This is a genomic window from Clostridium amylolyticum (assembly GCF_900142075.1).
GTDB lineage: Bacteria > Bacillota > Clostridia > Clostridiales > Clostridiaceae > Clostridium_AA > Clostridium_AA amylolyticum.
This window is the reverse complement of record NZ_FQZO01000002.1, coordinates 407,601-432,027: the sequence shown is the minus strand read 5'-3', so window position 1 is coordinate 432,027 and position 24,427 is coordinate 407,601. Positions and strand designations below refer to the sequence as shown.

General features: G+C 30.9%; 21 protein-coding genes. 13 read left to right on the top strand and 8 right to left on the bottom strand.

Annotated elements, in window-relative coordinates:
- Positions 1-457: 457 nt before the first annotated feature.
- The 5 genes from BUA82_RS06545 (at position 458) to BUA82_RS06525 (ending at position 9,213) form a co-directional block, all read left to right on the top strand.
- Positions 458-1,990, top strand: a complete 1,533-nt coding sequence (locus BUA82_RS06545; RefSeq protein WP_242948931.1) for a M3 family oligoendopeptidase — start codon at positions 458-460, stop codon at positions 1,988-1,990.
- 285 nt (positions 1,991-2,275) lie between these two features.
- On the top strand, positions 2,276-3,976 hold the full coding sequence (locus BUA82_RS06540) for a molecular chaperone HscC (protein ID WP_073005837.1): 1,701 nt from the start codon (positions 2,276-2,278) through the stop codon (positions 3,974-3,976).
- A complete protein-coding gene (locus tag BUA82_RS06535; RefSeq protein ID WP_073005834.1) occupies positions 3,976-6,516 on the top strand; it encodes a J domain-containing protein in 2,541 nt (846 codons plus the stop codon). Before BUA82_RS06540 ends, BUA82_RS06535 begins: the two co-directional genes overlap by 1 nt.
- Positions 6,517-7,218: 702 nt before the next feature.
- Positions 7,219-8,436: a bis-aminopropyl spermidine synthase family protein gene (locus BUA82_RS06530; protein WP_242948930.1), complete on the top strand. Its 1,218-nt coding sequence runs from the start codon at positions 7,219-7,221 to the stop codon at positions 8,434-8,436.
- 132 nt (positions 8,437-8,568) lie between these two features.
- The gene (locus BUA82_RS06525; protein ID WP_073005832.1) at positions 8,569-9,213 is read left to right on the top strand and encodes a pentapeptide repeat-containing protein; all 645 of its coding nucleotides are present in this window, start codon (positions 8,569-8,571) and stop codon (positions 9,211-9,213) included.
- Between the two features lie 52 nt (positions 9,214-9,265).
- Here BUA82_RS06525 and BUA82_RS06520 read toward each other — a convergent pair whose 3' ends face one another.
- Positions 9,266-9,622 carry a YbaN family protein gene (locus tag BUA82_RS06520; protein WP_073005830.1) on the bottom strand — a complete coding sequence of 119 codons (357 nt, stop codon included), beginning with the start codon at positions 9,620-9,622 and terminating at the stop codon, positions 9,266-9,268.
- Between the two features lie 149 nt (positions 9,623-9,771).
- On the bottom strand, positions 9,772-10,494 hold the full coding sequence (locus tag BUA82_RS06515) for a DsbA family oxidoreductase (protein ID WP_073005827.1): 723 nt from the start codon (positions 10,492-10,494) through the stop codon (positions 9,772-9,774).
- A gap of 352 nt (positions 10,495-10,846) precedes the next feature.
- On the opposite strand from BUA82_RS06515, the gene BUA82_RS06510 reads away from it, so the two are divergent.
- Positions 10,847-11,047: a cold-shock protein gene (locus tag BUA82_RS06510; protein ID WP_073005824.1), complete on the top strand. Its 201-nt coding sequence runs from the start codon at positions 10,847-10,849 to the stop codon at positions 11,045-11,047.
- 152 nt (positions 11,048-11,199) lie between these two features.
- On the opposite strand, the gene BUA82_RS06505 is transcribed toward BUA82_RS06510, so the two are convergent.
- On the bottom strand, positions 11,200-12,975 hold the full coding sequence (locus BUA82_RS06505) for a DUF2207 domain-containing protein (RefSeq protein ID WP_073005822.1): 1,776 nt from the start codon (positions 12,973-12,975) through the stop codon (positions 11,200-11,202).
- Positions 12,976-13,020: 45 nt separating this feature from the next.
- The gene (locus BUA82_RS06500) at positions 13,021-13,578 is read right to left on the bottom strand and encodes a LemA family protein (protein WP_073005820.1); all 558 of its coding nucleotides are present in this window, start codon (positions 13,576-13,578) and stop codon (positions 13,021-13,023) included.
- A gap of 324 nt (positions 13,579-13,902) precedes the next feature.
- Between BUA82_RS06500 and BUA82_RS06495 the strand changes: the two genes are divergently transcribed.
- The 5 genes from BUA82_RS06495 (at position 13,903) to BUA82_RS06480 (ending at position 18,461) form a co-directional block, all read left to right on the top strand.
- Positions 13,903-14,646: a DUF3298 and DUF4163 domain-containing protein gene (locus tag BUA82_RS06495; RefSeq protein WP_083599812.1), complete on the top strand. Its 744-nt coding sequence runs from the start codon at positions 13,903-13,905 to the stop codon at positions 14,644-14,646.
- A 279-nt stretch (positions 14,647-14,925) separates the two neighbouring features.
- Positions 14,926-15,057, top strand: coding sequence for a hypothetical protein (locus BUA82_RS21105; protein WP_278321564.1), 132 nt, complete (start codon positions 14,926-14,928; stop codon positions 15,055-15,057).
- A 422-nt stretch (positions 15,058-15,479) separates the two neighbouring features.
- Positions 15,480-16,751, top strand: coding sequence for a sensor histidine kinase (locus BUA82_RS06490; protein ID WP_073005817.1), 1,272 nt, complete (start codon positions 15,480-15,482; stop codon positions 16,749-16,751).
- A gap of 34 nt (positions 16,752-16,785) precedes the next feature.
- Positions 16,786-17,340, top strand: coding sequence for an accessory gene regulator B family protein (locus BUA82_RS06485; protein WP_073005815.1), 555 nt, complete (start codon positions 16,786-16,788; stop codon positions 17,338-17,340).
- Between the two features lie 302 nt (positions 17,341-17,642).
- On the top strand, positions 17,643-18,461 hold the full coding sequence (locus tag BUA82_RS06480; RefSeq protein WP_073005813.1) for an undecaprenyl-diphosphate phosphatase: 819 nt from the start codon (positions 17,643-17,645) through the stop codon (positions 18,459-18,461).
- 122 nt (positions 18,462-18,583) lie between these two features.
- On the opposite strand, the gene BUA82_RS06475 is transcribed toward BUA82_RS06480, so the two are convergent.
- Positions 18,584-19,510, bottom strand: coding sequence for a hypothetical protein (locus BUA82_RS06475; RefSeq protein WP_073005810.1), 927 nt, complete (start codon positions 19,508-19,510; stop codon positions 18,584-18,586).
- A gap of 385 nt (positions 19,511-19,895) precedes the next feature.
- Between BUA82_RS06475 and BUA82_RS06470 the strand changes: the two genes are divergently transcribed.
- Together BUA82_RS06470 and BUA82_RS06465 are read left to right on the top strand one after the other, a co-directional pair.
- Complete coding sequence (locus BUA82_RS06470) at positions 19,896-20,780, top strand: ABC transporter ATP-binding protein (protein WP_073006223.1); 885 nt, start codon at positions 19,896-19,898, stop codon at positions 20,778-20,780.
- Between the two features lies 1 nt (position 20,781).
- Positions 20,782-21,594, top strand: coding sequence for an ABC transporter permease subunit (locus BUA82_RS06465; protein ID WP_073005808.1), 813 nt, complete (start codon positions 20,782-20,784; stop codon positions 21,592-21,594).
- Positions 21,595-21,672: 78 nt separating this feature from the next.
- Here the strand turns inward: BUA82_RS06465 and BUA82_RS06460 are convergent, their stop codons facing one another.
- The 3 genes from BUA82_RS06460 to BUA82_RS06450 are packed head-to-tail and all read right to left on the bottom strand — an operon-like array spanning position 21,673 to position 24,238.
- Positions 21,673-22,455, bottom strand: coding sequence for an ABC transporter permease (locus BUA82_RS06460; RefSeq protein WP_073005806.1), 783 nt, complete (start codon positions 22,453-22,455; stop codon positions 21,673-21,675).
- A gap of 5 nt (positions 22,456-22,460) precedes the next feature.
- Positions 22,461-23,264 (bottom strand): ABC transporter permease, encoded by an 804-nt coding sequence (locus BUA82_RS06455; RefSeq protein ID WP_073005804.1) that lies wholly within the window; start codon positions 23,262-23,264, stop codon positions 22,461-22,463.
- Positions 23,261-24,238, bottom strand: coding sequence for an ABC transporter ATP-binding protein (locus BUA82_RS06450; protein ID WP_073005801.1), 978 nt, complete (start codon positions 24,236-24,238; stop codon positions 23,261-23,263). The genes BUA82_RS06455 and BUA82_RS06450 overlap by 4 nt, the downstream gene beginning before the upstream one ends.
- Positions 24,239-24,427: the final 189 nt, after the last annotated feature.

Below are 24,427 nucleotides of genomic sequence, written 5' to 3'. Positions count from 1 at the left end.
ATTTTTTAGTATAAAACAAATAAAAAAGTAGCACCTAATTTACACATGGAGCTACTTTTTAATTTTGAATTATATAGTAATATATTTACAAGTATTGTACAATTTCCATATAGAGTTAAGAAACCTGTAGGTATTCTTAACTTTAATGAAATATAATTATGTACATTTATGAAGTATTAAATTGAAAAACAATCCATTAATATATCTCTAAAATATCTTTAGGAGTGGTAAAAATATGTAGTAATCAAATGAAGATTCTAAAGTAAACCTTATCTAAGATTTTAAAAGTGATATAAATAAGCTAAAAAATTATATAGAAACTATAAACAAATGGTCTGCAACTAATTTTCAGGATAATAAAAATTCTTTATATAAAATAGAGGAGTTTTTAAGACTCAATAATGAATATAAAAGTTTGTATTCATGTTTATATTCTTATAGTTATTTAGTTATGAATATGGACTTTAAGAATCAGGAAGCAGTATGTGTTTTAGATGAGCTTGAAAATGAAAATTTAGGTTTTACTGAAGTTTTTGTAAGGTTTAGCAGGTGGCTTAGTAACATTAGAAATTTGGATGAAATAATAGATGCTTCAACTTATATTTCAGAACACAAATTTTATCTTAAAGAACTTTTATTAAAAACAAAATATTTGTTAAGTGAAAAGGAAGAAATAGTTACTTCTAAAATGCAAAATACAGGCTCTAAAGCATGGGAAAAGCTTTATATGGAGTTAATTGCCTCTACTACCATTGATATTACAATTAATAACTCTGAGGAAAAGTTAACCCTTGCTGAACTTACCGGTATGGCATATGAAAAGGATGGGGATTTAAGAAAGGCAGCCTATTATAAAGAAAAGGATTTGTGCAAAAGTATATCACAAATATGTGGTAAGTGCTTAAATGGGATTAGTGGTGAAGCTCTTACTATTTATGAAATGAGAGGATATAAATCAACCTTGGAGAAAGTTTTAATAGATTCAAGAATGGATTTTGAAACCTTAAATGCCTTGATTTCTGCAATTAAAGAAAGCTTGCCAATGTTTCGTAAATATTATTTGAAAAAAGCTGAAGTTTTAAGATATAAATCTAAGCTCCCTTTCTATGATATTTATGCCCCCATTGGTAATAGCAATTTGAAGCTGTGTTATGAAGATGCTAAGAATTTCATTATAGCTAGCTTTGAAACTTTTAACGAAAATCTATCTGGTTTTGCAAAGAAAGCCTTTGAAAATAGGTGGATTGATGCAGAGCCAAGAAGGGGTAAAGGAAACTTTGGCTTATCAGTAGATCTTTTCCCCATTAAGGAAAGTAGGATAAGTACTAGTTTTAATGGAAACTACATTGATGTAAGTATATTGGCTCATGAAATTGGTCACGGATATCACAGTTCTACTCTTTTCAATGAAAAAATTTTGAATACAGAATATCCTATACCCATTGCAGAAACAGCTTCTATTTTTTGTGAAACCTTAGTAAATAATAAGCTATTAAGCATATTACCCAGTGAGGAAGCATTAACAATTTTGGAGAGAAGTATTTCAGATGCAGCTTATTATATTGTAGATTTTTATGGCAGGTACTTATTTGAAACTCAGTTGTTTGAAAGAAGGAGATCAGGACCATTATCCATAGAGGAACTTAATGAATTAATGCTTTCCTCCATGAAGGCGGCGTATGGTGACAGCATTGATGCTGAAACTATTCATCCCTATATGTGGATGAATAAAGTTGGATACTTCATGGCAGGTAATGAGTTTCTGAACTTTCCATATTCCTTTGGGGTTTTATTTGCAAAAGGTCTCTATGCTGAATATATAAAAAGAGGACAAACCTTTGCAAAAGAGTATGATAAATTTCTAAGCTGTACAAGCAAAAATAATATTGTGGATATAGCAAAAATAATAGATATAGATGTCCATTCCATAGACTTTTGGAGAGGTTCTTTAAAGCTTATAGAGAAGGATATTGAAAAGATTATGAAGTAATATTAGCAAGGCTTTGCTTATATTAGTAGGGTAAGTAGATTTATAAGGGGAAGCTATGTAAATAGTTTCCCTGCTTCATTTTTATTACATTATATATTAACACCTTATTCATCTTTAGTAATTTTGTAAAATTTCATTATCATTATAGTACAATTTGTCCTTTGTCACGCGCCTGGCACTTGGCAATGGTATCTGACGCTATTGGAATTTTGTTAGCATTATATTATAATATTTCCATAATATAAGTATTGAGGAAATTTTATTAAGTAATTTAAGGAGTAAAAAATGATTAGGATAGGAATAGATTTAGGAACAACTAATAGTTTAATAGCCTATTGGACAGAGGAAGGACCGGTGATTATTCCTAATTCTTTGGGAGAACATCTCACGCCTTCTGTGGTTAGTATAGATGATAATGGAGAAATCTTGGTAGGAAAAATAGCTAAGGAAAGGCAGATTACTCATCCTGAACTAAGTGCTTCTGTATTTAAAAGAGCTATGGGGAGTAAAAAAACTTATAAGCTTGGAGGTAAAGAGTTTTTACCTGAAGAGTTATCCGCTTTAGTATTAAAGGCTTTGAAGGAAGACGCGGAACATTATTTAGGGCTTCCAATTAGTGAAGCGGTGGTAAGTGTGCCGGCATATTTTAGTGATGCTCAGAGAAAAGCTACTAAAAGAGCTGGTGAATTAGCAGGATTAAAGGTGGACAGGCTGGTTACTGAACCCACAGCAGCGGCTTTGGCTTATGGAATACATAATACCGATGCTGATACTAAGATTTTAGTATTTGACTTAGGGGGAGGAACCTTTGATGTATCCATATTGGAGTTCTTTGATGGCATTATGGAAGTTAGAGCGGTAGCTGGAGATAATTATTTAGGCGGAGAAGACTTTACAGAAGTTTTAATTGATATGTTTTTAAAGCATCATGGTTTAAATAAGGAGTCCTTAGATGAAAACACTTATTCATTGTTAAGAAAGGAAGCTGAATTTTCCAAAAGGTCTTTTAGTGAAGATAAAGCTGCTACCCTTAAGTGTGCTATCCATGGGGAAATATTATCCTATGATATAACTGCAGAAGAGTATGAGAAGGCTGTAAAAGGGTTATTGAATAGGTTAAAAGAGCCAGTAGAAAGAGCATTAAGCGACTCTCAGTTAAAGCTTAATGAAATAGAGGCTATATTGATGGTAGGAGGAGCTAATAAGCTCCCATTAATTAGGCATTTTGTAAGCAAGCTATTTGGGAAGTTTGCTTATGTGAATATTAATCCTGATGAAGTGGTGGCTCTTGGGGCTGCGGTGCAAGCTGCCTTAATGGGGAAAAATGCTGCTTTTAAAGAGATTATACTCACAGACGTATGTCCATATACCCTTGGGACTACTGTATCTGTGAAGAAGGCCTATGGTCACTATGAATCAGGACACTTTTTCCCAATCATTGAGAGAAACACCACCATACCAGTGAGCAAGGTAGAGAGACTTTATACCATATATGACAATCAAAAAGTAATTAACGTAGAAATATTGCAAGGAGAATCAAGGCTATCCAAAGACAATATTTATCTTGGTGAATTAAATGTGCCAGTGCCTCCAGCGGCGTCAGGGGAAGAAGCTGTGGATATAAGATATACCTATGATATAAATGGAATTTTAGAAGTGGAAGTAACAGTGGTATCTACTGGGGCAAAACGCAGTATTATTATAGAAAAGAATGCTGGACATATGTCCAAAGAGGAAATATCAAAACGTATGAAAAGTTTATCTTATCTAAAAATACATCCTAGGGAGAATCATGAAAACAAACTTCTCATTGCTAGAGGGGAGAGGTTGTATCAAGAAAACTTAGGACCCATCAGGCATGAGATTGCAAGACTGATTAGTGAATTTGAAGATGTACTTGAAAAACAGGATTTAAGAGAGATTCAAGATACAAGAAATAAGCTTAAAGAAGTATTTAATACTATAGATAATAGGGAGGACTTCTAATGAATTGTTTTGAAATTTTAGGTATTTCTCCAACAAAGGATGTAAAAGCTATAAGAAGGGCTTATTCTAAGCTTTTAACTAAATTTTCTCCGGAAAATGATCCGGAAGGGTTCCAGAGATTAAGGGCTGCCTATGAAGAAGCCCTCTTAAAAGCCAATGAAGAGGAAGAACAAACTATAAAAAAATTATCTCCCATAGATGAATTTATGGAGTCCTTTGAAGGTATTTACAAGGATTATGAGAAGAGAGTAAGCTTTAGTTATTGGAAAGAGCTATTAGAACAAGATATATGCTATAACATAGACGACTCTAAAGAGGTAAGTGATAGAATTCTAACCTTTATCATGGATAACTACAATTTTCCTTCAGAAGTTTGGAGGTTGTTTAATGAGTATTTTTCCTGGAGCACTAAAAAGGATAAATTATATGAGAGCTTTCCCAAAGGCTTTATTGATTTTGTAATTTATAAAATTACAACTACAAGCACCTTTGATTATGAATTTTTAAAGCAGTGTAAAGATAATGAGCAGGACTTATTTATTAAAGAATTTAGAAGACTGAATACCGCTGTAGATGATCTGGACTTTTATACTGCAAGTGCTGCTATGAAAGAAGCTAAAGCTATATGCCCTGATCATCCAGACTTAAAATTATTGATTGGTAGATATTATATGATTAATGGGAACCTAGAGGAAGCTGAATCCTTATTTACTAATTTGATTAACACTCGTAGGGAAGCTATAGATGCCTATTACTATAGAGGAGAGCTATACTCAAGAGTTGGAAAGCTAAAGGACTCCTATGATGATTATAAAGTAGTGCTTAGCATTGATCCTGTCTATGTGGGAGCGTTATATTCCATAGGGAGATGCTGCATATCTTTAAACAAGTACCAAGAAGCTATAGAATATTTAGAAAAGCTTAAAGCTATGTATCCATATAATCAAGATACCAGAGTTTTTTTAGCTTCTGCTTATAATTTTTATAAGGATAATCTTATAGAAGCTATGGCTAAAGATTCATATGATAATAATGTTAAATATAAGCTGGCAGAGGCTTATTTTAAGACAGATAAACTAGAAGAAAGCTATAATTTATTAAAAGATTTGATGGAAGGCACTGAAATAACCAAGGATATGCACTATTTATATTGCCAAGTGCTAATGCTGCAAAAGGATTATCAATTAGCCTATAACAGTGTTTGCAAGGGGTTAGAAACCTTTAAAGATGACTATAAGCTAAATCTTTTAAAGGCTGATATTTTAGATGATTTAGATAGAGAAGAAGAGGCTTTAATCCAATATGATAAAACCATTGCCATTAATGAAGATATGCATATAGCCTACAATAATAAAGCTTATGTGCTCAATAAACTAGAAAGATATAATGAAGGCTTGGAATGTGCTAATAAATCCATAAGCTTAGATAAAAGCGATGCCCATGGATTTAAGAATAAGGCAGCATCGCTTTTAGGCTTGAGTCTTTATGAGGACTGTTTGGATGCCTGCGAAGAGGCGGTAAAAAGATATCAATACTTCATAGAGGCTTATGTGATTAAAATGCAGGCCTTTATTGATATAGATTTATATGATGAAGCTTTAAATGTATTTAACAGAACAAGGGATTTAGGATTAATAGACAGCAAATTATATTATGAAAAAGCAAGGGCTTTAATGTATCTAGATAAAAATGATGAAGCTATAGAAAATTGTAATCTGGCTATAGAGATGGATGAAAGCAACGTAGAGTTTTATTACACTAAAGGCTGCTCATATTATGATAAGGAAGACTATAGCGAGGCCATAGAATGCTTTGATATAACCTTAAGCAAAGATCCTCACTATGGAGGAGCATATTTTTATAAAGCTCATAGCCTTATAAATCTATCCAAAGAAAATGAGGCACTAGAGGTAATAGATTCAGCAATCAACTTAAAAGTTCAACTTCCAGACAGATTTTATTCCTTAAAGGCATCCATACTGGAAAATTTCAAAAGATATGAAGAGGCTATTAATGAATATAAAAATGCAATTAACTGTGAACCTAATGATGCAAATCACTATTATTCCGCAGGCTATGCCCTAAGTGAAATAGAACAATATGATGAAGCTCTTAAATACTATGAAAAATCCTTAGAACTAGACCCAAATCAATCCAGAGTTTATGTAAATGTTAGTTACTGCTTATACAATCTACAAAGGTTCCATGAGTGCATTGAATATTGTGATAAAGCCATAGATATGGAACCAGACTATATAGTCCCCCACCAAAATAAAGGCTGGGCACTGTACAGGCTATACCACATAGAAGAAGCAGAAGTGGAATGCAACTATGCATTAAAAATAGATGGAAACAACCTAGATGTACTGCTTTTAAAGCTTAGAATACTAATGTATAAGGAACTATACCAAGAGGCTTTAGTGATTTGCGACCGAATGCTGGAACTAAGCAGCGAGGATTCCAATGTAAAAAACATAAAATCAGAGGTATTAAGCAAAATCAATCCAAAGAAGAGCCTATTCAAATCCCTATTTAAATAAGGACAAAAGAGTGCCAGTCACTTGCAAGTGACAAACTTTAATTAACTTTACACTGAACTTTTAAATATGGTATAATATAGAATATTGTTAATTTTATTATATAATTTAAGCATAAATAAGGAGAGTGCTTTATGAGTGAGGTAGTTCTTAACTAATCAACTGAATAGTTGTTCCTTAAAAAACTTTTGTGCCTAATATAGGTTTATTTGTTGATGAGTTTTTTAAGAGTAAGTTAAGACACGGAAAGCATTCAACCCTATTATACTATGTTAATACACCGGCTTTTGCACGGTATTTTTTATTTCTAAAATCAGGTTTTACTTAATTTGGAGTAGTTATAGTTTTGATTTAATTAAAAGACTTTAATTAGAACAATATATAATAAATCATTATTTTTCACTTCTAAGAGAATTAAGTATATGATTTTAGGCATTGTTATTTAGGTATATACTGCAATCTTAAAGGCTGTAGAGGCTTTGTGTCTCTATAGCCTTTTCATGTTTTAACTTAATTTTAGTGGATTAGTATGATTTCAAGTAATTGGTATTGATCTTATGAAAGATAGGAGTTTTCTGAAGGTTAATATTATGTAAAAACTATTAAACAGCAAGCAAGGCATAAGAAAAATTAGACAAAGTAAATATAGATGCTAAATGGCTTGCTATCGGATAAAATATGAAGCTAAAACATGGAGGAATAAAATTGAGTTATAAAGATAAGGAAAAAAATAAAATAATAAATAAGGATACTTTATTTTGTGATTATATAGAAGAAGTAAGTAGAAATGTTAATATAAAGGAAGGTAAAAATTCTATAGAAAAAATTTTAGTTGATGTATATTTTAAAGAAGGAATATCTACTAAAGAGCTGGCGAGAAATAACTTTCTTCCTATCCCTTTAATAACAGCAATAAAAAGAGAATTTATAAAGTGCGGGCTATTGATTCAAGATAGAGGGGTAAGACTTACAGTAATGGGTAGAGATTATATAGAAAATGAGTTGGGGTTTAAAGGGTTAAATAAGGAATTATATAAAAAGCTGTTATTAGAGCCATGGAAAGACCACAAAGAAATTATAGAAATAAAAGATGAAATAAATGAAATATTCATTAATAGACCTCAGGCAGATGTTACTATAGATCAATCCAAGTGTACCGTGGATACAGCTATAAAAAGAGCTGTATTAGCCCTGATAAATCATGCATTAATAAGTAAGAAAATTTTATGTGTAGGAGACGATGATTTAGTAAGCATTGCTATAAGCTTTTTGCTGAAAAAACTGTTCGCTGATATAAGAAATTGTAAAACGTCAGTCTTAGTAATGGATATTGATGAGAGAATTCTTTCTTACATTAAAAGCTGGGGGGAGAAAGAAGGACTTCCTATTAGTTGTGAGCATATAGATTTTAGAAGGCCTATAGCTAATAAGCTTAAGAATAGCTTTGATTGCTTTTTTACTGACCCCCCTTATACTCTTCAAGGAATGAATTTATTTGTTTCCAGAGGTTTACAAGCTTTAAAGAAAGAAAATGGTATCCCTATTTTTCTTTCATACGCTCACAAATCACCAGATTGTGACCTTGCTATGCAAAAGTGTTTTATAGAAATGGGTCTTATGGTTTCAGAAATAATTCCTACATTTAATAATTATGAGGGGGCTGCAATTATAGGAAATACAGGACAAATGATTATTCTTAAAACTACAAGTGAAAGCAGACCTTTAATAGAAGAAGATTATAAAGATGCAATTTATACAGGAGAATTAAATGTGACAGTTAGATATTATGAGTGTAAACAATGTGGAAAAATAATAAAGATAGGGGTTTCTGAAAGTTTTAAAATTATAGAAGATTTGAAGGGTAATGGGTGTAGCAGCTGCAGGGGTAAGGTGTTTAAAATGGTGGAAAGGGCAAAAGTCTAATTAATTACTTGGTTAAAATAAAAATGCTAAAGATGGTTTGTCATAAGCAGGCCACTTCTGCTAGAAATATTGTGTTAAAATAGTATATGGAAATATTAGTTATTCCTTATTGATTATAGAGAGGTGCAAATTATGAGTAAAATATTAAAGATACAAAAGCCAAAGTTTATTGATGAATTAGAAGAGATAGATGACGCAAATGAATATTTTAAGGAATGTGAGAAAATACAAAATAAGGTTATAGAAAATATTACAATAAGTGAGGGGGTTCATATAGGTTTCACCATAGATTCCTGTATTTTTAGGAAGGTTGTCTTTGAAAATTGCGATTTTTCTAAAGTTGATTTAATAGATACTAGATTTGAAAACTGTGATTTATCTAATGCTTCTTTTCGAGAGGGAAGTGTGCATAGAACAGAGTTTATTAATTGTAAGCTTATGGGGGCAAGGTTTGATGAAAGTAGTATAAAGGATGTACTATTCCAAAATGTTTTAGCTAAGTATTCAAACTTTTCTTTTTCAAAATTGAAGCTTGTAAACATAGTAGAGTCTGACTTGGAAGGATCTATATTTCAAGAAGTAAAAAAGGATAAATTGTGCTTTAAGGACACAGATTTAAGTAATTCATTTTTCAACAAAACGCCCCTATCAAAAATGGATCTTACCAGTTGTGATATTGCAGGTATTGATATAGAGATAGAAAATTTACAGGGTGCTACAGTGACTGCAATGCAGGGCTTAGACTTAACAAGATTGATGGGGCTAATTATAAGATAATGGAGATAATGGTGCCAGGCACGTGACAAGTGACTAATTGAAATAAAGGAGATTAAATTGTTTTTATTTTAAAAATAAAATAATAGTATTTTATTATTATAATAATTATAATAAAAATTCTTCCATAAATATTATTCAGTATAAAAAAGCTGACCAATAGCATAAATGAGGCAAAGGAGAGTAATGATATTTTTGTTTTTAAGGTCATTGCTTTTGATTGTACAAAGTCATGTAAATGTTTTTTATACAACTTAGTAGTTAAAAACCAATTATGAAATTTGCTTGAGCCTTTTGCAAAGCAAAATGAAGATAGCAACAAAAAAGGAGCTGTAGGAAGAATAGGAATAATCACTCCTACAGCCCCAATACCAAAGGATAAAAAACCTAATATAATCCAAATATATTTCATAACTCACCTAGTCCTTAATAAATAATGTTAAAACTCTAAATATTACGCTCTATCTTAATTAAATTTATATTAGTAAAATAATATAAATATGAATCAAACACATTATTATATTTTTTCATGACGGAAAGTGTTATTTAGAATTAAGAATATTATAAACTGCATACTCCATTTTCACAGTGGCCGCTACTTGGATTCCTTTCAGAATTTGTACCTGAAGATTCTGGGCTATCTAAAGGAGCTTCTTCATCAAATACTTTATTTAAAACCTCTAAAAATGCAGAAGATGGCTGTGCTCCTGAAACTGCGTATTTGTTGTTAAATACAAAAAATGGAACTCCGCTTATTCCTAATTCAGCTGCTTCCTGTTGCTCTTTACTCACTTCTATGGTAAATTCATCTCCAGATAACACGGAAAGAGTTTTTTCTTCATCAAGTCCAACTTCCCCTGCAAGCTTAGCTAGAGTTTCATGATCACTTATCTTTAATGAATCTATAAAGTAAGCTTTCATAAGCCTTTCAGAAATCTCATTCATCTTACCTTCACTCTTTGCATAGTGATATAGCCTATGTGCATCCAAGGTATTAGTTGGTTGCATTGTATCGAAGTGATAGTCAAGGCCGATATCTTTTGCTTGTTGAACAATACTATCATTCATTTTTTTAGCTTCTTCACGGGATACACCGTATTTACCGGCAATAATTCCATGTATGTCCTCGTCATATTGCATTTTTGCATTAGGATCAAGCTGGAAGCTTTTAAAATTTATTTCTACTTTTTCTTTGTGAGGGAATTGATTTAGTGCATTTTCAAATCTACGTTTTCCTATATAACAAAATGGACATACAAAATCAGACCAAATTTCAACTTTCATAATATTTACCTCCTGTTTTTACAATGAAACTTATAAAATTATCCTGTTAATTCATTATAACTAATAAGGATATAATTATCAATTAATAATTATTATTTATTATGCTGTTAAAATTTATAGAATAAAAAGTAAAATTATGAGTATAATAAAAATGTTCATACAATATATAGTAAATAGTACTTGCATTATATTATAAATAGTGATATAGTTAATTCATTGCTTAAATGAAACGTAGATAATTGAACAATATATTTTTTGTAAGTGCTATTAAAACGTACTGTATGATCAAAGAAATTTTGTTGCAAATTGTTACAAAGAGTTTAAGAAAATAAAATTTCGGAGGTACACGTAGATGAACGGTACAGTTAAATGGTTTAATGGAGAAAAAGGATTTGGTTTTATTACAGGAGAAGATGGAAAAGATGTTTTCGCACATTTCTCTCAAATACAATCAGATGGATACAAAACACTTGAAGAAGGTCAAAAGGTTTCTTATGACGTAGCTCAAGGACAAAAAGGTCTTCAAGCAGAAAATATAGTTATTACTAGATAATGAATATTTTAACCCCTTAAAGAATTTTCTTTAAGGGGTTTTTGAATTTAATATTAAATTGATAAAATCGCAATATTCTTGAATGGAATTTTCAATATAGGATTTTTGTATTTTAAAAGGTAAGCTTTACTTATAAGCTTACCTTTTAAAACTTAAAATGCACCGCTTCCGCCGCCACCTCCACCGATGGAGCCGCCTCCGCTAAATCCGCCTCCTATGGATCCGGAACTGTCAGTGTTAGAAGAATTAGCTATGTCCATGGTTTTAGTTAAGATTTCTTCCGTGGTATTAAGGTTGGTAGAGAAATAAGAATCCATAATCATATACCTTAACAATATGTGGTCATTAGTTAAATCTTCTGGTCTTATATGAAGTTTCATTTCATTTATTACCTTTTCTGAAACTCCTAACATTATCCCATAAACCAAGAAGTGTTCCCAAAGCTGAATACTTGGAATCTCTGCCACATTTAGCTTACTAAAATCATTTAAGAAATTCTTTAGTGCTAACCATTTTAATCTATGATCTTCATACTCATTTTTTAATACTGGTCCCCTAGAACCTTTATATTCAGGAATTAAGGTGTAAGGATCCAGTTTATGATGTATCTCTTCCTCTATAACACTAGTCCAAGACTCAAATTCATCTTTAAAGTCCCTGGCTTTGGATTCAGATTTAGTTTTTTTCTTTATTTCTTTAAAGGAGATGATGCTTTTATCGCTAGAATACTTCAAAAGCCATCTTACTAGCTCTTTTTCAAAACTGTATCCGCTCTTTTCTAATTTATCAAAATCTACTTTAAAGCCATAATCTTTTTTAGTGGTTTTTCTTATAATTCCTGTAACTTCTTCACTCTCCACCACAGTAATTATTTTTCTCCTAACCATGTCCATAATAGTAGCGCTAATTATGCTTGTATTATCATCTAGGTCAGAATATATAATTTCTGCTGCAAAGGCAGGTGGATAATCACTGGGTAATTCCCTATAATATTTTCCTTGAAATAAAGGATATTGACTTCTATAGGCATTTAAGGCTTGTTTATATTTTTTATTACTATTTATTATGAAGCCTAAGATGGTGATTATACCTAAAGCTATTGCTCCAAAAAATACAGGAAGCATTTTTCTAACCCTACGAGCATTTTCTTCATTCTTAGCAGCTATTTTTCTAGCGTCTTCTCTTTCTTTATTTGATCTATCAGCTCTATCTTTCTCTTCAGCTAATATTAAGTCTCTCCTGTTTTCTTTTACCACATTGGTGGATTTGGATATAAATTCTCTAGAGAAAATCACTCTAGCTTCAATAAAAGCACCATTATGCAAATTTGGTGTGGTAAACAAAAGATGTTTATTATCTATCTTTTCACTCTTTCCGTATAGTGGTCCATGACCCCAAAACTTAACATCTGTTAAATCTTCAGAAGGAAGAAGAATCTTAAGGCTAATATTATTTACAGAGATTTTATTATCATTAGAATAAAAATTCCAACTTAATTCACCAGTATCGTCATAAAGAGTAGCTGCCCCCTTTATATTATAAATAATTCTAAAGATCTTTTTCTCATTCTTGCTTTTAGAAAATATTTTTATGGTTATACCATTGCTACCGTTATTTATAATAGTGTATTGATTATTGTTTTCCCCCTGAGGGATTTCTTTGAAGTCTCCACTAGATTCTTTTATTAAGACTTTTTTTATTTCATAACCCTGAGCGCCTTTCAACCTTAAATCTCTAGTAACTCCGTTAAAGTCTCCGGTAAACTTATAATTCAAGTCTTCTACTATATCTAAAGAAGCATCATCTCTTAAGGTAGCTTCAATGTTTAATCCATCTACTGAAAAAGATTTATCCGCAGCAAAGACGTTCACAGAAAACATAAATATAAATACTAAGGCAGTGATTAATGCTTTTATAAGCTTTTTCATCCTTTCCACTCCTTTCTTATGAATCAATGTGCTGAGTGGTTTTATCTAAAATTGAATTTTAATATTTTCTGCATCTTGTGGGTTAGTAAGTTCAAATAAGTTTGCTTGCTTAAAATTAAATATATTAGCAAAAATGTTACTTGGGAACATATCTACAGCATCATTATAAATGTTAACTGTGTCATTATAGAACTGTCTTGCATAAGCAATCTTGTCCTCTATGTCTTTCAGCTGACTTTGTAAATCTAAGAAGTTTGTATTAGCCTTTAGTTCAGGATAGTTTTCAGCTAGAGCAAATACTTGTTTTAAAGCGCCTTGCATTAAACTCTCTGATTTTGCAGCTTCATCCACAGAGGTAGCATTTAAGTAAGTGTTTCTAGCTTCTATAACTTCTTTAAAGGCTTCTCTTTCATGTTTGGCATACCCTTTTACCACTTCTACTAAGTTTGGGATTAAATCAGCTCTTCTTTTTAATTGAATACTGATTTGTGACCATTGATTTTCTACCCTGTTTTTTAATCTAACGAGCTTGTTATAGCTAGATATGGTAATAAGTAATAATATTATGACTACTGCTAGTACAATAATTGTTGTTGGATTCATTTAATACCCCTCCTTGATTTCTTTGTTTTATTATAGCATAATACGGTGCCAGTCACGTGACAAGTGATAAACTCATAACAATAATATTTATATGAATAATATTTAGAGAAATGTTAAATATTTATATATTAATATTTTAGAGGTTATGTGAATTTGTTAAAAAAGTTTTCAAAGATGTAAAAGACTATAAAGGAAAACAGCGCAATATATTAATGTGGTACCTTCTTCAGTAAGTAAGCTGATCTTCCGTAATGAAGTTATAGGTCACATGACTAGTACAGGTTAATACAATATAGTATAAGTATTTTAGTGAAGGGACGAGAAATGGTTTTTTATAATAATTACAATGGAAATGGTTATTTATGTTATGGATGCCCTTGTTCTGGGAATTGTTCTTATGTGAGAAAATATCATGATGAAAATTACTTTTCTAGAAAGGATGTCTTTTCAGCTTCTATAGAACTAAGTGAACAGAAATTAAGTCCAAGTAACTTCTCTATAGTTTATCCTTTTATTCCAAATATTCAAAAGGATAAAACCATAGAGAAGATTAATAATTACATTATAGATGAGGTAGATAAACTATTTAGAAGCCAAGTCTTATTGCCGGAAAAATTGGATTTCAACGATGTAATGGGCACTTATGAAGTTGTTTTAAATAAAAATGGTGTTTTAAGTATCTTGTTTAGCATGTACACTTATGTAAAAAAAGCAGCTCATGGATTTACAGCTTATTCTTCTCTAACCTTAAATGTGGAAACCGGCGAAGTATATAGTTTTAGTGATTTATTTAACTCAAAGATGAATTATATAAGTTTTCTAAATGAGATAGCTAAGAACTATATTAAGAAAAACGATATTGTGCTTATAAATGAATATAATGGTATAGTGCCAAACCAGCAGTATTATCTTACTCCAGATGCATTGGTGATTTATTATCAAGTTTATGATTATACACCTTATTACTATGGCTTATTTAAGATAGAAATTCCTTATGATAAGATTACAAATCTTCTCACTCCAATTAGTCCAATTAATAAGATATTAGTTGGAGGATCCAAAAAGTAATACATTGAATATCTTTATGATTTTTCCAAGTAAAAGCTGCCAAATGGGCAGCTTTTGTCACTTGTCAAGTGGCTGATACTGCTATTTCACTAATAATACATTTACACACATAGTAATATGAGTTATATTATAAGCGACAAAAGTCGCCTTTTTTAGGCAGATTTTGTCACTTATCAAGTGCTTGGCATCTTTTTTTTCTATAAACATATTTTAAATTTATGAAGGTTATTATATAATGGATATAATATACAATAACTATAATATAGAGGAGGATCAGCAATGAAAAAGGTGTATAAGTTAGCAGGAAAAGTTCTTTTAGGTATGGCAGCTTTAATTGCAGTGGTAGGTCCTGCATCCTATGCAGGGATAGGAGTAGAAGAAATCCCTGAGTCTATTAAAAACAAGAGATAGTAAAGTATATACTTAAGAATAATTTAAGTGAAAAAGAAGGACAAGCTTTATTTTTTATTTAACATTTATCCCATAGCTAACCAGCCTCTAATACCTCACTTCTTTAAGTGATGGAATAAGGGGCGCTAAGCTCCTGGATAAGTTCTCCTAAGCTTCAGTTGGAGTAAGTATTCCTTTTAAGCAAACTCCATCTGAAGCTTAGAGCCACTTGATTCTATGGCAACCACCCTAAAGCTCCCATGGTATAGTGAGAAGTTAATTCACATAAGTTCTGGGTTTTATATCCCTGAATTTATTAAAAGCGGGGCTTAAGGGTGGCTAAGATTTTTGATAAGTTCTTTAAGATTCAAATAGAGAGATTTTTTGTAATTAAACTTTAGCAGAATCTAAGAGCCACTTGACTATAGAAGGGAAAGATTCTAGTGCTAGTAAAAATATTTGATTTAATTTCTACAATTATTCAATCAGTTTTATTTGTATGGGTTTGCAACAATATAGCATCTAAAGAAAATAAGATTAATAAGCTTAAAGAGGTTATTTTAATCTTAATTCTTTTTATAAACTCATTTATCTTTTCTTATATGGACATAAATACTCCCTACGCAAATGTTATTATGATAGTCATTGCTTTGACTACCATAATTTTATTTTATAGAAAATCTATGGTAGATGGGTTGCTTGGATTCGGATTAACCCATATATTTTTTACTATGATATCATATTTTATAATGACAATTTACAAAAATGTAGCTATAAATACTAGTTTTGGATTTTCCACAGATGTATATATAGTTTTATTTATTTATGTTCCGGCTTTTATATGTTACTTATATATATATATGATTAGAAAGTATTTATTTAATTTAATTATTACTATAAAAAGTTATAAATTGTCTCTCACACCTGTACTATTACTAAATTATGTATTGATTCTAGGTGATACCTTTCGATCCTATTGGCATACAGAAGGTATGGAGTTTTCCTATAAAAACACCTTTTATACAGTAGCTTTCATAACTTTTATATTTACAATACTATACTTTGCAAAAATAAGGGACAAAGCTAGAGAAGTGGAGATGTTAAATGCTGCTTTAAATGAAAAAATGGTGGAACTAAAGAAGATAAAGCATGATTATGGAAGTGAAATAAGCAGTCTTTATGGGCTTTATCAAATGGGTAAAGTGGATAAAATTGGTGGCATGCTAAAAGATATTGTAAACCGATATCAGGGTTTAAATACAGCTGTAAAAGTTACCATTGGAGCAACACCTATGGTTTCTTCTATATTAGATATGGCAGTTTCTAAGGGGATAGATGTTATTGTAAATGATGATGGAGACTATGAAAATTTAAATATTTCGGATAATGATTTATTAAAGCTTTTATCCAATATAATAAAAAATTCCATTGAAGCTCTTAACACTAATGAAAATAAAATAATTAAATTTAAGAGCTATAATAGCTATGATGGTATTACTATTACTATAATGAATAATGGTCCTGAAATTCCTCCAAGTGTAATTAATAACATGTTTAATCCAGGTTTTAGTACAAAAGAAAATATAACCGGTGACAGAGGATATGGACTTAATATAGTAAAAGAAATTATAAATAAATGCAATGGAAAAATCTTTGTTGATAGTAATAAGGATTGGACACAGTTTAAAATAGAAATTCCAAATAAAGTGCATTAAATCCTATGCTTTAAAGGATATTGGAGGGGTTTGTTTGAGAAAATTTACTAAATTAATTTCTGAAAATATTTCTAAGGCAAATCAGTATACAAAAGACCAAGAAGAACAAGTGGAATATGCGCTGAGAGTACTTATTTTTGAAACTTTGAAGATAATTGGTTCAATAATAATATTTAGCCTGATTGGTTATCCAATTCAGGCTATTGTAGCAATTATAACCATGTGTGCTATAAAGCCATATATAGGAGGATACCATGAGGACACCCAGTTAAAGTGCTTTATAGCTATGTTAATAATATTAGCGAGTATCACTTATCTAAGTCTATATGTAAGTTTGCCTTTTATGTCCAAAGTAATATTGAGTATAGTAGTATTTTTTGCTATTTGGCATCAGGCTCCTATTATTAATCCTGCTATGCCGTTAACTAAAAAAGAGCTTATTAATAGAAACAGAATTTTAGGACTCTCACTTACAACTATATTTATTTTTATAGCTCTTACTTTTAGTGGATATGTAGTTATTTCTAATACTATATTATGGACTTTAATAATAAGTACTATATTGATGTTCAATAAGAGAAGCAGATAAGGAAATAAAAAGCTTAAACTCAATAAGTAGATAAATCAATGAAAATCATAAGTCCATAAAGGTAGGGGAGCATATACCTAATTATTGGTGTTAAAAGTATAGGTAAAATAAAATCCTTAGTAAAAGATTTTCTTAATATACTATAAACTTAAAAGTATAAAAAATAAGGTGCAAAATGTTTGAAAAAATAATACAATAGATGGTGAGAATCATTTGATTCAACAGATTTAAATAAGAAACAAAAACTTAAATTTTTAGTAAGGATGCACAGGTAGTTTGACTTACCAATAGGAGGTAAACATATGGATTTTGTTGAAATATTAAAGGCGATTTTACTGGGAATAGTACAGGGAATTACTGAATGGCTCCCAGTTAGTAGTACTGGACACCTTATATTAGTGGAGGATTTTATTAAGTTTAATCTATCTCAAACTTTTGTAAGTACTTTTTTTGTGGTTATACAGCTAGGTTCAATACTTGCGGTAGTAGTACTGTTTTTTAGCAAGTTAAATCCTTTTGATCCTGGTAAAACAGGATACGAGAAAAAGGAAACCTTAAGTCTTTGGATAAAAATAATAGTTGCCACAGTGCCAGCAGGAGTAATAGGATTTTTATTTGATGATAAAATAGAAGAATTGTTATATAACCCTACTACTGTAGCGCTCACTCTTATAATATATGGAATTATATTTATTATTATAGAGAATAGGAACAGACGACCTAAAATCAATAACTTTGATGGTTTAAGTTATAAAACTGCTGTACTTATAGGTTTATTTCAAATGCTGGCTTTGATTCCAGGAACCTCTAGATCTGGAGCTACTATAATAGGTGCTGTTTTATTAGGTACCTCAAGATACATAGCTGCTGAATTTTCATTTTTCTTAGCTATACCTGTTATGCTAGGGGCAAGTGGATACAAGCTTTTAAAATCAGGTATGGTATTTAGTGGTACAGAATGGCTAGCTTTAGGAACAGGATCCTTAGTTGCATTTGTAGTATCTATATTTGTTATCAAATTTCTTATGGACTATATTAAGAAGCACGATTTTAAGGTGTTTGGATATTACAGAATAATACTTGGAATACTGGTTTTAGCGTATTTTTATATTATAAAGTAGAAATGAATTAAACAAGGAAAGGTATAAATAATTGCCTCCATCAGCTTATTATAAAAGTTTTATGGCTTATATAATAATGATGAGATATTATTTACCTTTCCTTTTGATTTAAAATATATATTCTATGCAGAAGTTTTAAAGTTTCCTATACCCTTGGGAGGATTTGGGAAAGGTGGATTTTCAGGAGTAAAATTATCATTTATAACAAAGCTTAAGTCCTTTGCGGTATTGAAATATTCCTGCTGATTAAATGGACTAACTCTATTGTATATAGCACCTGCAGAAGGATTATGAAGTTTTTTATAATAGCAATATATTTCATTGGCAAGTACTGAAGTAGGATACTCTCTTCCTTGAAGCTTGAAGTTAGCTGCATAAGGTTCGAAAAGATGTATATACTCTGGTGGAATATATACCAGTTTATCCTTATTAAGGTGCTTGGTACAGTTAACCTTTGAAGCTTCTTCTGGTTTGCTGAACCAGTGATTTCTAGCCTCCCCACAACTATAGGTACAGTAGGAGTTTGCCAATATTACATAATTGTATTTCTTAGGCAGTTCCTTTAGTCTGCTAAGAGCCCTGTTAAAAGGGAAATGAAGCACAATTTTATCGTACATGGAATAATCCTTCTCTGCTATATTGCTGGCACTAAGTGTTTTAGTTATAGATGCCACTACATTATAATTAGAATTTTTATTTTTTATCTCCCAAGCAAGAGAGTCATTATTTACAATAAAATCTTTAATGCCTAATTTAAAATAGTAATCTAAAATTTCCTTTGAAGGTGGCGTGGTATGCTGTAGCAGGACGGCCGGGCTGTATCCTCTTTTTTGTATTTCTTCTATATACTTTGTATATTCTGCTCTAGTTTCTGGAACTCTATATGTCCAACCGTTTATTTCTACATTTTCTACATGACTTCTAGCATTAATGCTATCATCTTTAAAAAGAGATAAGAATAAAAATTCAATCCAGTTTTTATCAATATTATCATCCAAGAAATTTAACAGCTCTATATCAAAATTAAATGGAAGTTCAAATTTTTTCATTATTATCATCTCTCTTTCATTTTATAAAAAAGCATCATATTATTAACAATTATTAACATTTAATAACAGAAAATTACATTATTATTTTAATATTTTTTTGAAAAAAATCAATGGTTTTTTTCAGGAAATAACCGCAATATAAGGATATTGTTATGTTATTTCTTGCCTAAATATTTCTTCTTAAATGGAATAGTCTTATGAATATACGGATATTATTATACTATTCCCAAGGTTTAAGAGGATGATACTTGGAGTTTTTAATTTTTAGTGTCAATTAAAATCTAACATAATTACAAAAAATAGATATTGACTAACCAGTCAAGGAGGATGTATAATTATATTGACCAACTAGTCAATGGTTTTCTTTCAGAAGGGAGAGAGTTTAATGTTTGCTATTGAAACTAACAATTTAACAAAAAATTATGGAAAAAGCAGAGGGGTTAAAAATATAAACTTAAATGTGGAGGAAGGGGAGTTTTATGGATTTATTGGACCTAATGGAGCAGGTAAATCAACTACCATAAGGCTTTTATTAAACTTTATTTATCCTACCACCGGTGGAGCCAAAATATTTGGTATGGACTGTGTAAAAGAAAGCAAACTTATAAAGGAACAGCTTGGATATGTACCTAGTGAGGTAAATTACTATAGAAATATGAAGGTTATAGATATTTTAAATTATGCTCAGACTTTTAAAAATCAAAGATCTAGTGAAAGATTAGAATATCTTTGTGAAACTTTTGAAGTAGAAAAAAATAAATTAGTGGGGGAACTTTCTTTAGGTAATAAAAAGAAGATTGCCATTATTCAAGCTCTAATAAATGAACCTAAACTCTTAATATTAGATGAACCCACCAATGGTTTAGATCCTTTAATGCAGAAAAAATTATTTGATTTATTGGTAGAGGAAAATAAAAAGGGTACAACCATCTTCTTTTCTTCCCATAATTTAATAGAGGTTCAAAGATTTTGTCATAAGGTTGCTATTATAAGAGAGGGTAGCATTATAGAAGTAAAAAAAGTAGAAGAACTCCTAGGATCACATATGGTGAAGGTTAAAATAACTAGTAAAGCCGACTTGAAAGATTTATTAATAGGGGAGCATATTTCTAATATAGCTAAAGAAGATAATAAAGTTACTTTTTTATTTAACGGAGATATTAATATTTTAATTAAAGAACTAAGTAGTATTAATATGGAAGATTTAAGAATAGAAGACCTTTCGTTAGAGGATACTTTTATGACCTATTATGATATGGAGGAAAAATAGCATGAATATGTATAAAGTAGAAATTAAAAATATGTTTAAAAGCTTATTAACATGGATCATAGTAATGGTAGGTATAATAAGCTTGTTTATGGCTATGTTTCCTTCTATGTCCAGTAGTGGAATGAGTGAAATAATAAGAACAAAAATGGATGCCATACCTGAAAGTATGAGAAAATCCTTTGGACTGAGTGAGGCGGTAGACTTTTCAGATCTGCTTCAGTACTTTGCCTATACAGCACAATATATACTAATTGGTAACTGCATTTATGCTGCTATCTTAGGAGCAAACTCCTTAATAAAGGAGGAAAGTGAAGGGACCATAGAATTCTTATATGCTCAACCTATTTCAAGGACTAAAATAGTATCAGTGAAGATGCTGTCTACATTTACCATACTATATATTTTTAATATAATATTATTTTTAGTAACAGTGATTTTTTTTGAGATGTTTAAGCCTTCAGCATATGAATATTTTATGCAGCTTACTTATATGTATAAAGGGATGTTATTAGCTCAATTAGTATTTTGGACTTTGGGATTTGCCTTATCTGCCATACTACCAAAGGTGAGCTTAGCCACCCCTACAGCTTTAGGACTTTTCTTTATAACCTACATGTTGGGGATTTTTTCAAGTATAATAGATAAGCTTCATTGGATGAGATATCTATCCCCAGTGGAATATGTTATGCCTAGCAATGTGTTAAAAGCTCATGGAAATATTGAGTCAAGCTATATAATAATATCGTTAACCATAATATTTGTAGCAACTTTATTCACATTTTTTAGATATAAGGCAAAGGATTTAAAGATATAATAGTCAATTAATCAAGTGCCAGACACATGATAGAATTATGTCACGTGCCTGGCACTCTCATTAGGACTTTTTAATTTACTATGAGCCAGTAGATTTGTAATGCTTAACTCCTATATTCCATATTAAGATGCATGGAATAATGAATAGCATTCCTATAACAGGGGTTATCATATATATAATTTTATTACCTTGGACTTTATCTAAGATAAACATTAAAGGTAGATAATTTACAGTTCCAAAGGGAATAACAAAGGTGAAAAATTTTTTTACCCAATCTTTATATATGCTTAGGGGGTATTGGGACATCTCTCTGCCGCCGTCGGTAAATATGTTCACTACCTCTAAGCCTTCTATTGTCCAAAAGCAAAGGGAAGCTCCTAGCATATAGATTCCTGAGAATATAACTATTCCGCTTAGCACCATTAAGGCTAAAGTTATAATTTTATAAAGATTCCATGTTATATCTAAATGATATAAAGAAAAAACTAGTACCATAATGCTTTGAACAAGCCTTCCTATACGGGTAAATTCAAATTTAGACCCCAGCACTTGAATAATAGTTCCTCTAGGTCTTACCAATATTCTGTCAAAATCTCCGTTTATCACTAGGGAAGAAAAAGAATCAAAGCCTCTGGCAAAGCATTCGCTTAAGGAAAAGGCCATATGTATAACCGAGTAACATAAAGCCACTTCATAAAGGGTCCATCCCCCTACGTTTGCAAATCTTTGAAAGAATAAAAATATCCCTACAAAAGATAAAAAAGGTACGAAGAATTGACCTATGGAAAGTAGAATAAAAGAGGTTCTATATTCCATCTGACTTTTTAAAAGTATGGACATGTATTTAAAATACAATTTCATAATTGTTAACCTCCTTGCACCACTACATGTTTTAAAGCTTTTTTCATGGATAATTTACCTATAATAACTAAAAGGACTATCCATAAAATTTGAACCAATATACTTAAGCTGCCTTCCTTAACGCCTATATTTCCCGCATATATCCTAAAAGGAAGATCTGAGGTATAACGAAATGGCAAAAAGTACATTGCTTTCTTAAGTGCTTCTGGCATTAGTGGTATAGGTATAATTAAACCGGAAAAGAACTCTCCAAATACTCCGAAAACTAATAAGGATCCAGTAGGGGAAAGGGTGTAAAAAACGGAAATATAAATAAGCATGGAAATTGCTACTATAAGTATTAAACCTAATACGAGAGTTACAAAAAACAGTATAAAGGCTATAAAACTAGGTGGAGCATTGAGTTTATAAGGATAAGGTAACAAAATAGCTATTAGTAGAATAGGAAAACACCTAAGTAAAGCTCCAGATAATCTTTGAGCTATAAGCTTTGCATACCAGAAATTATATAAGTCTGTGGGGCGGCATAGCTCATAGGCAATATTTCCGCTGGTTATAAGGTTAAAGAGTTCACTATCTCTAAACCACAGCATTATAAATACTAAAAAGCTCTGCTGAAGCCATATAACTTGGATTAATTCGTGAAGGGATATGGGTTGTACTGTAGAGGTACTTTTATAAAAGGCTTCAAAAATCATTATCTGCATAAATCCCCAAAAGAATTGGGTGAAAATCCCTGCTAGGGCTGCAGCCTTATATTGAAGCCCTTTATATAACCTCATTTTAAATAAGGAATAATAGGCTCTCATATCTCATACTCCTTATATAATTCCACTATGATTTCTTCTATAGGTCTATGATTTACAGAAACATCATTAATGTCAAATTTTTCTGATAATCTTCCTATTACTTCTGAAACTTTAATCTTTTCTAAATCTACACATAACAAAGCGCTTTCCTTAGATCTGGAAAGCACACTAGTGCCTGGTATATCTATAGCCTGGTTACTTTCTTGAAAGTCTACGGTTAAGGTTTTATTATTATTGAATCTATTTTTCAAATCACTTAAGCTACCGTCTAACAGTATTTTACCTTTACCGATAAGTATAATTCTTTCAGCTAATGCTTCTATATCATTCATGTCGTGAGTAGTTAAGATTACTGTGATTTTCTTTTCTTTATTTATGGTTTTTATAAAATTTCTCACCGCTATTTTTGAAACTGCATCTAATCCAATGGTTGGTTCATCTAAAAATAATATTTTAGGATCATGCAGTAAGGAAGCTGCTATTTCACACCGCATCCTCTGACCAAGGCTTAATTGACGCACAGGTGTGTAAAGTAATGTGGATAACTCTAAAGTATCTGTTAATAATTCTAGATTATTTTTATAGTTATCTTCTGTAATTGAATAAATATCTTTTAGTAGGTTAAAGGAGTCTATTACAGGCACGTCCCACCAAAGCTGAGATCTTTGGCCAAATACTACTCCTATGTTTTTAACATGATGAATCCTGTCTTTCCAAGGAGTATACCCAAGAATATTACAGGTGCCGCTGTCTGGTACGAGAATACCGCTGATAATTTTTATGGTGGTGGATTTCCCAGCTCCATTAGGGCCTATATATCCTACGATTTCTCCAGGAGATATATTAAAGGATATATCTTGTAAGGCTTGTACCCTTTTATATTTAGGGTTAAATAAAGATTTTACTGCTGATCCTATGCCCCCATTTCTTTCCGCTACCTTAAAACTTTTACTTAAATTTTTAACTTCAATCATACAATCACCCACCTTAATTAGAAGTATAAATTTTATATGGTATTTTTAAGAAGAAATTCTATTATATTCTTATATGAAAACCATGTCAACGATAATAATAGATTTTTGATTTTTCTTATTCTGTTTTATCATATATTATTTTCTAGACTATACTGTGGTGAAATTATATAATCAGAATAATAAGAGATG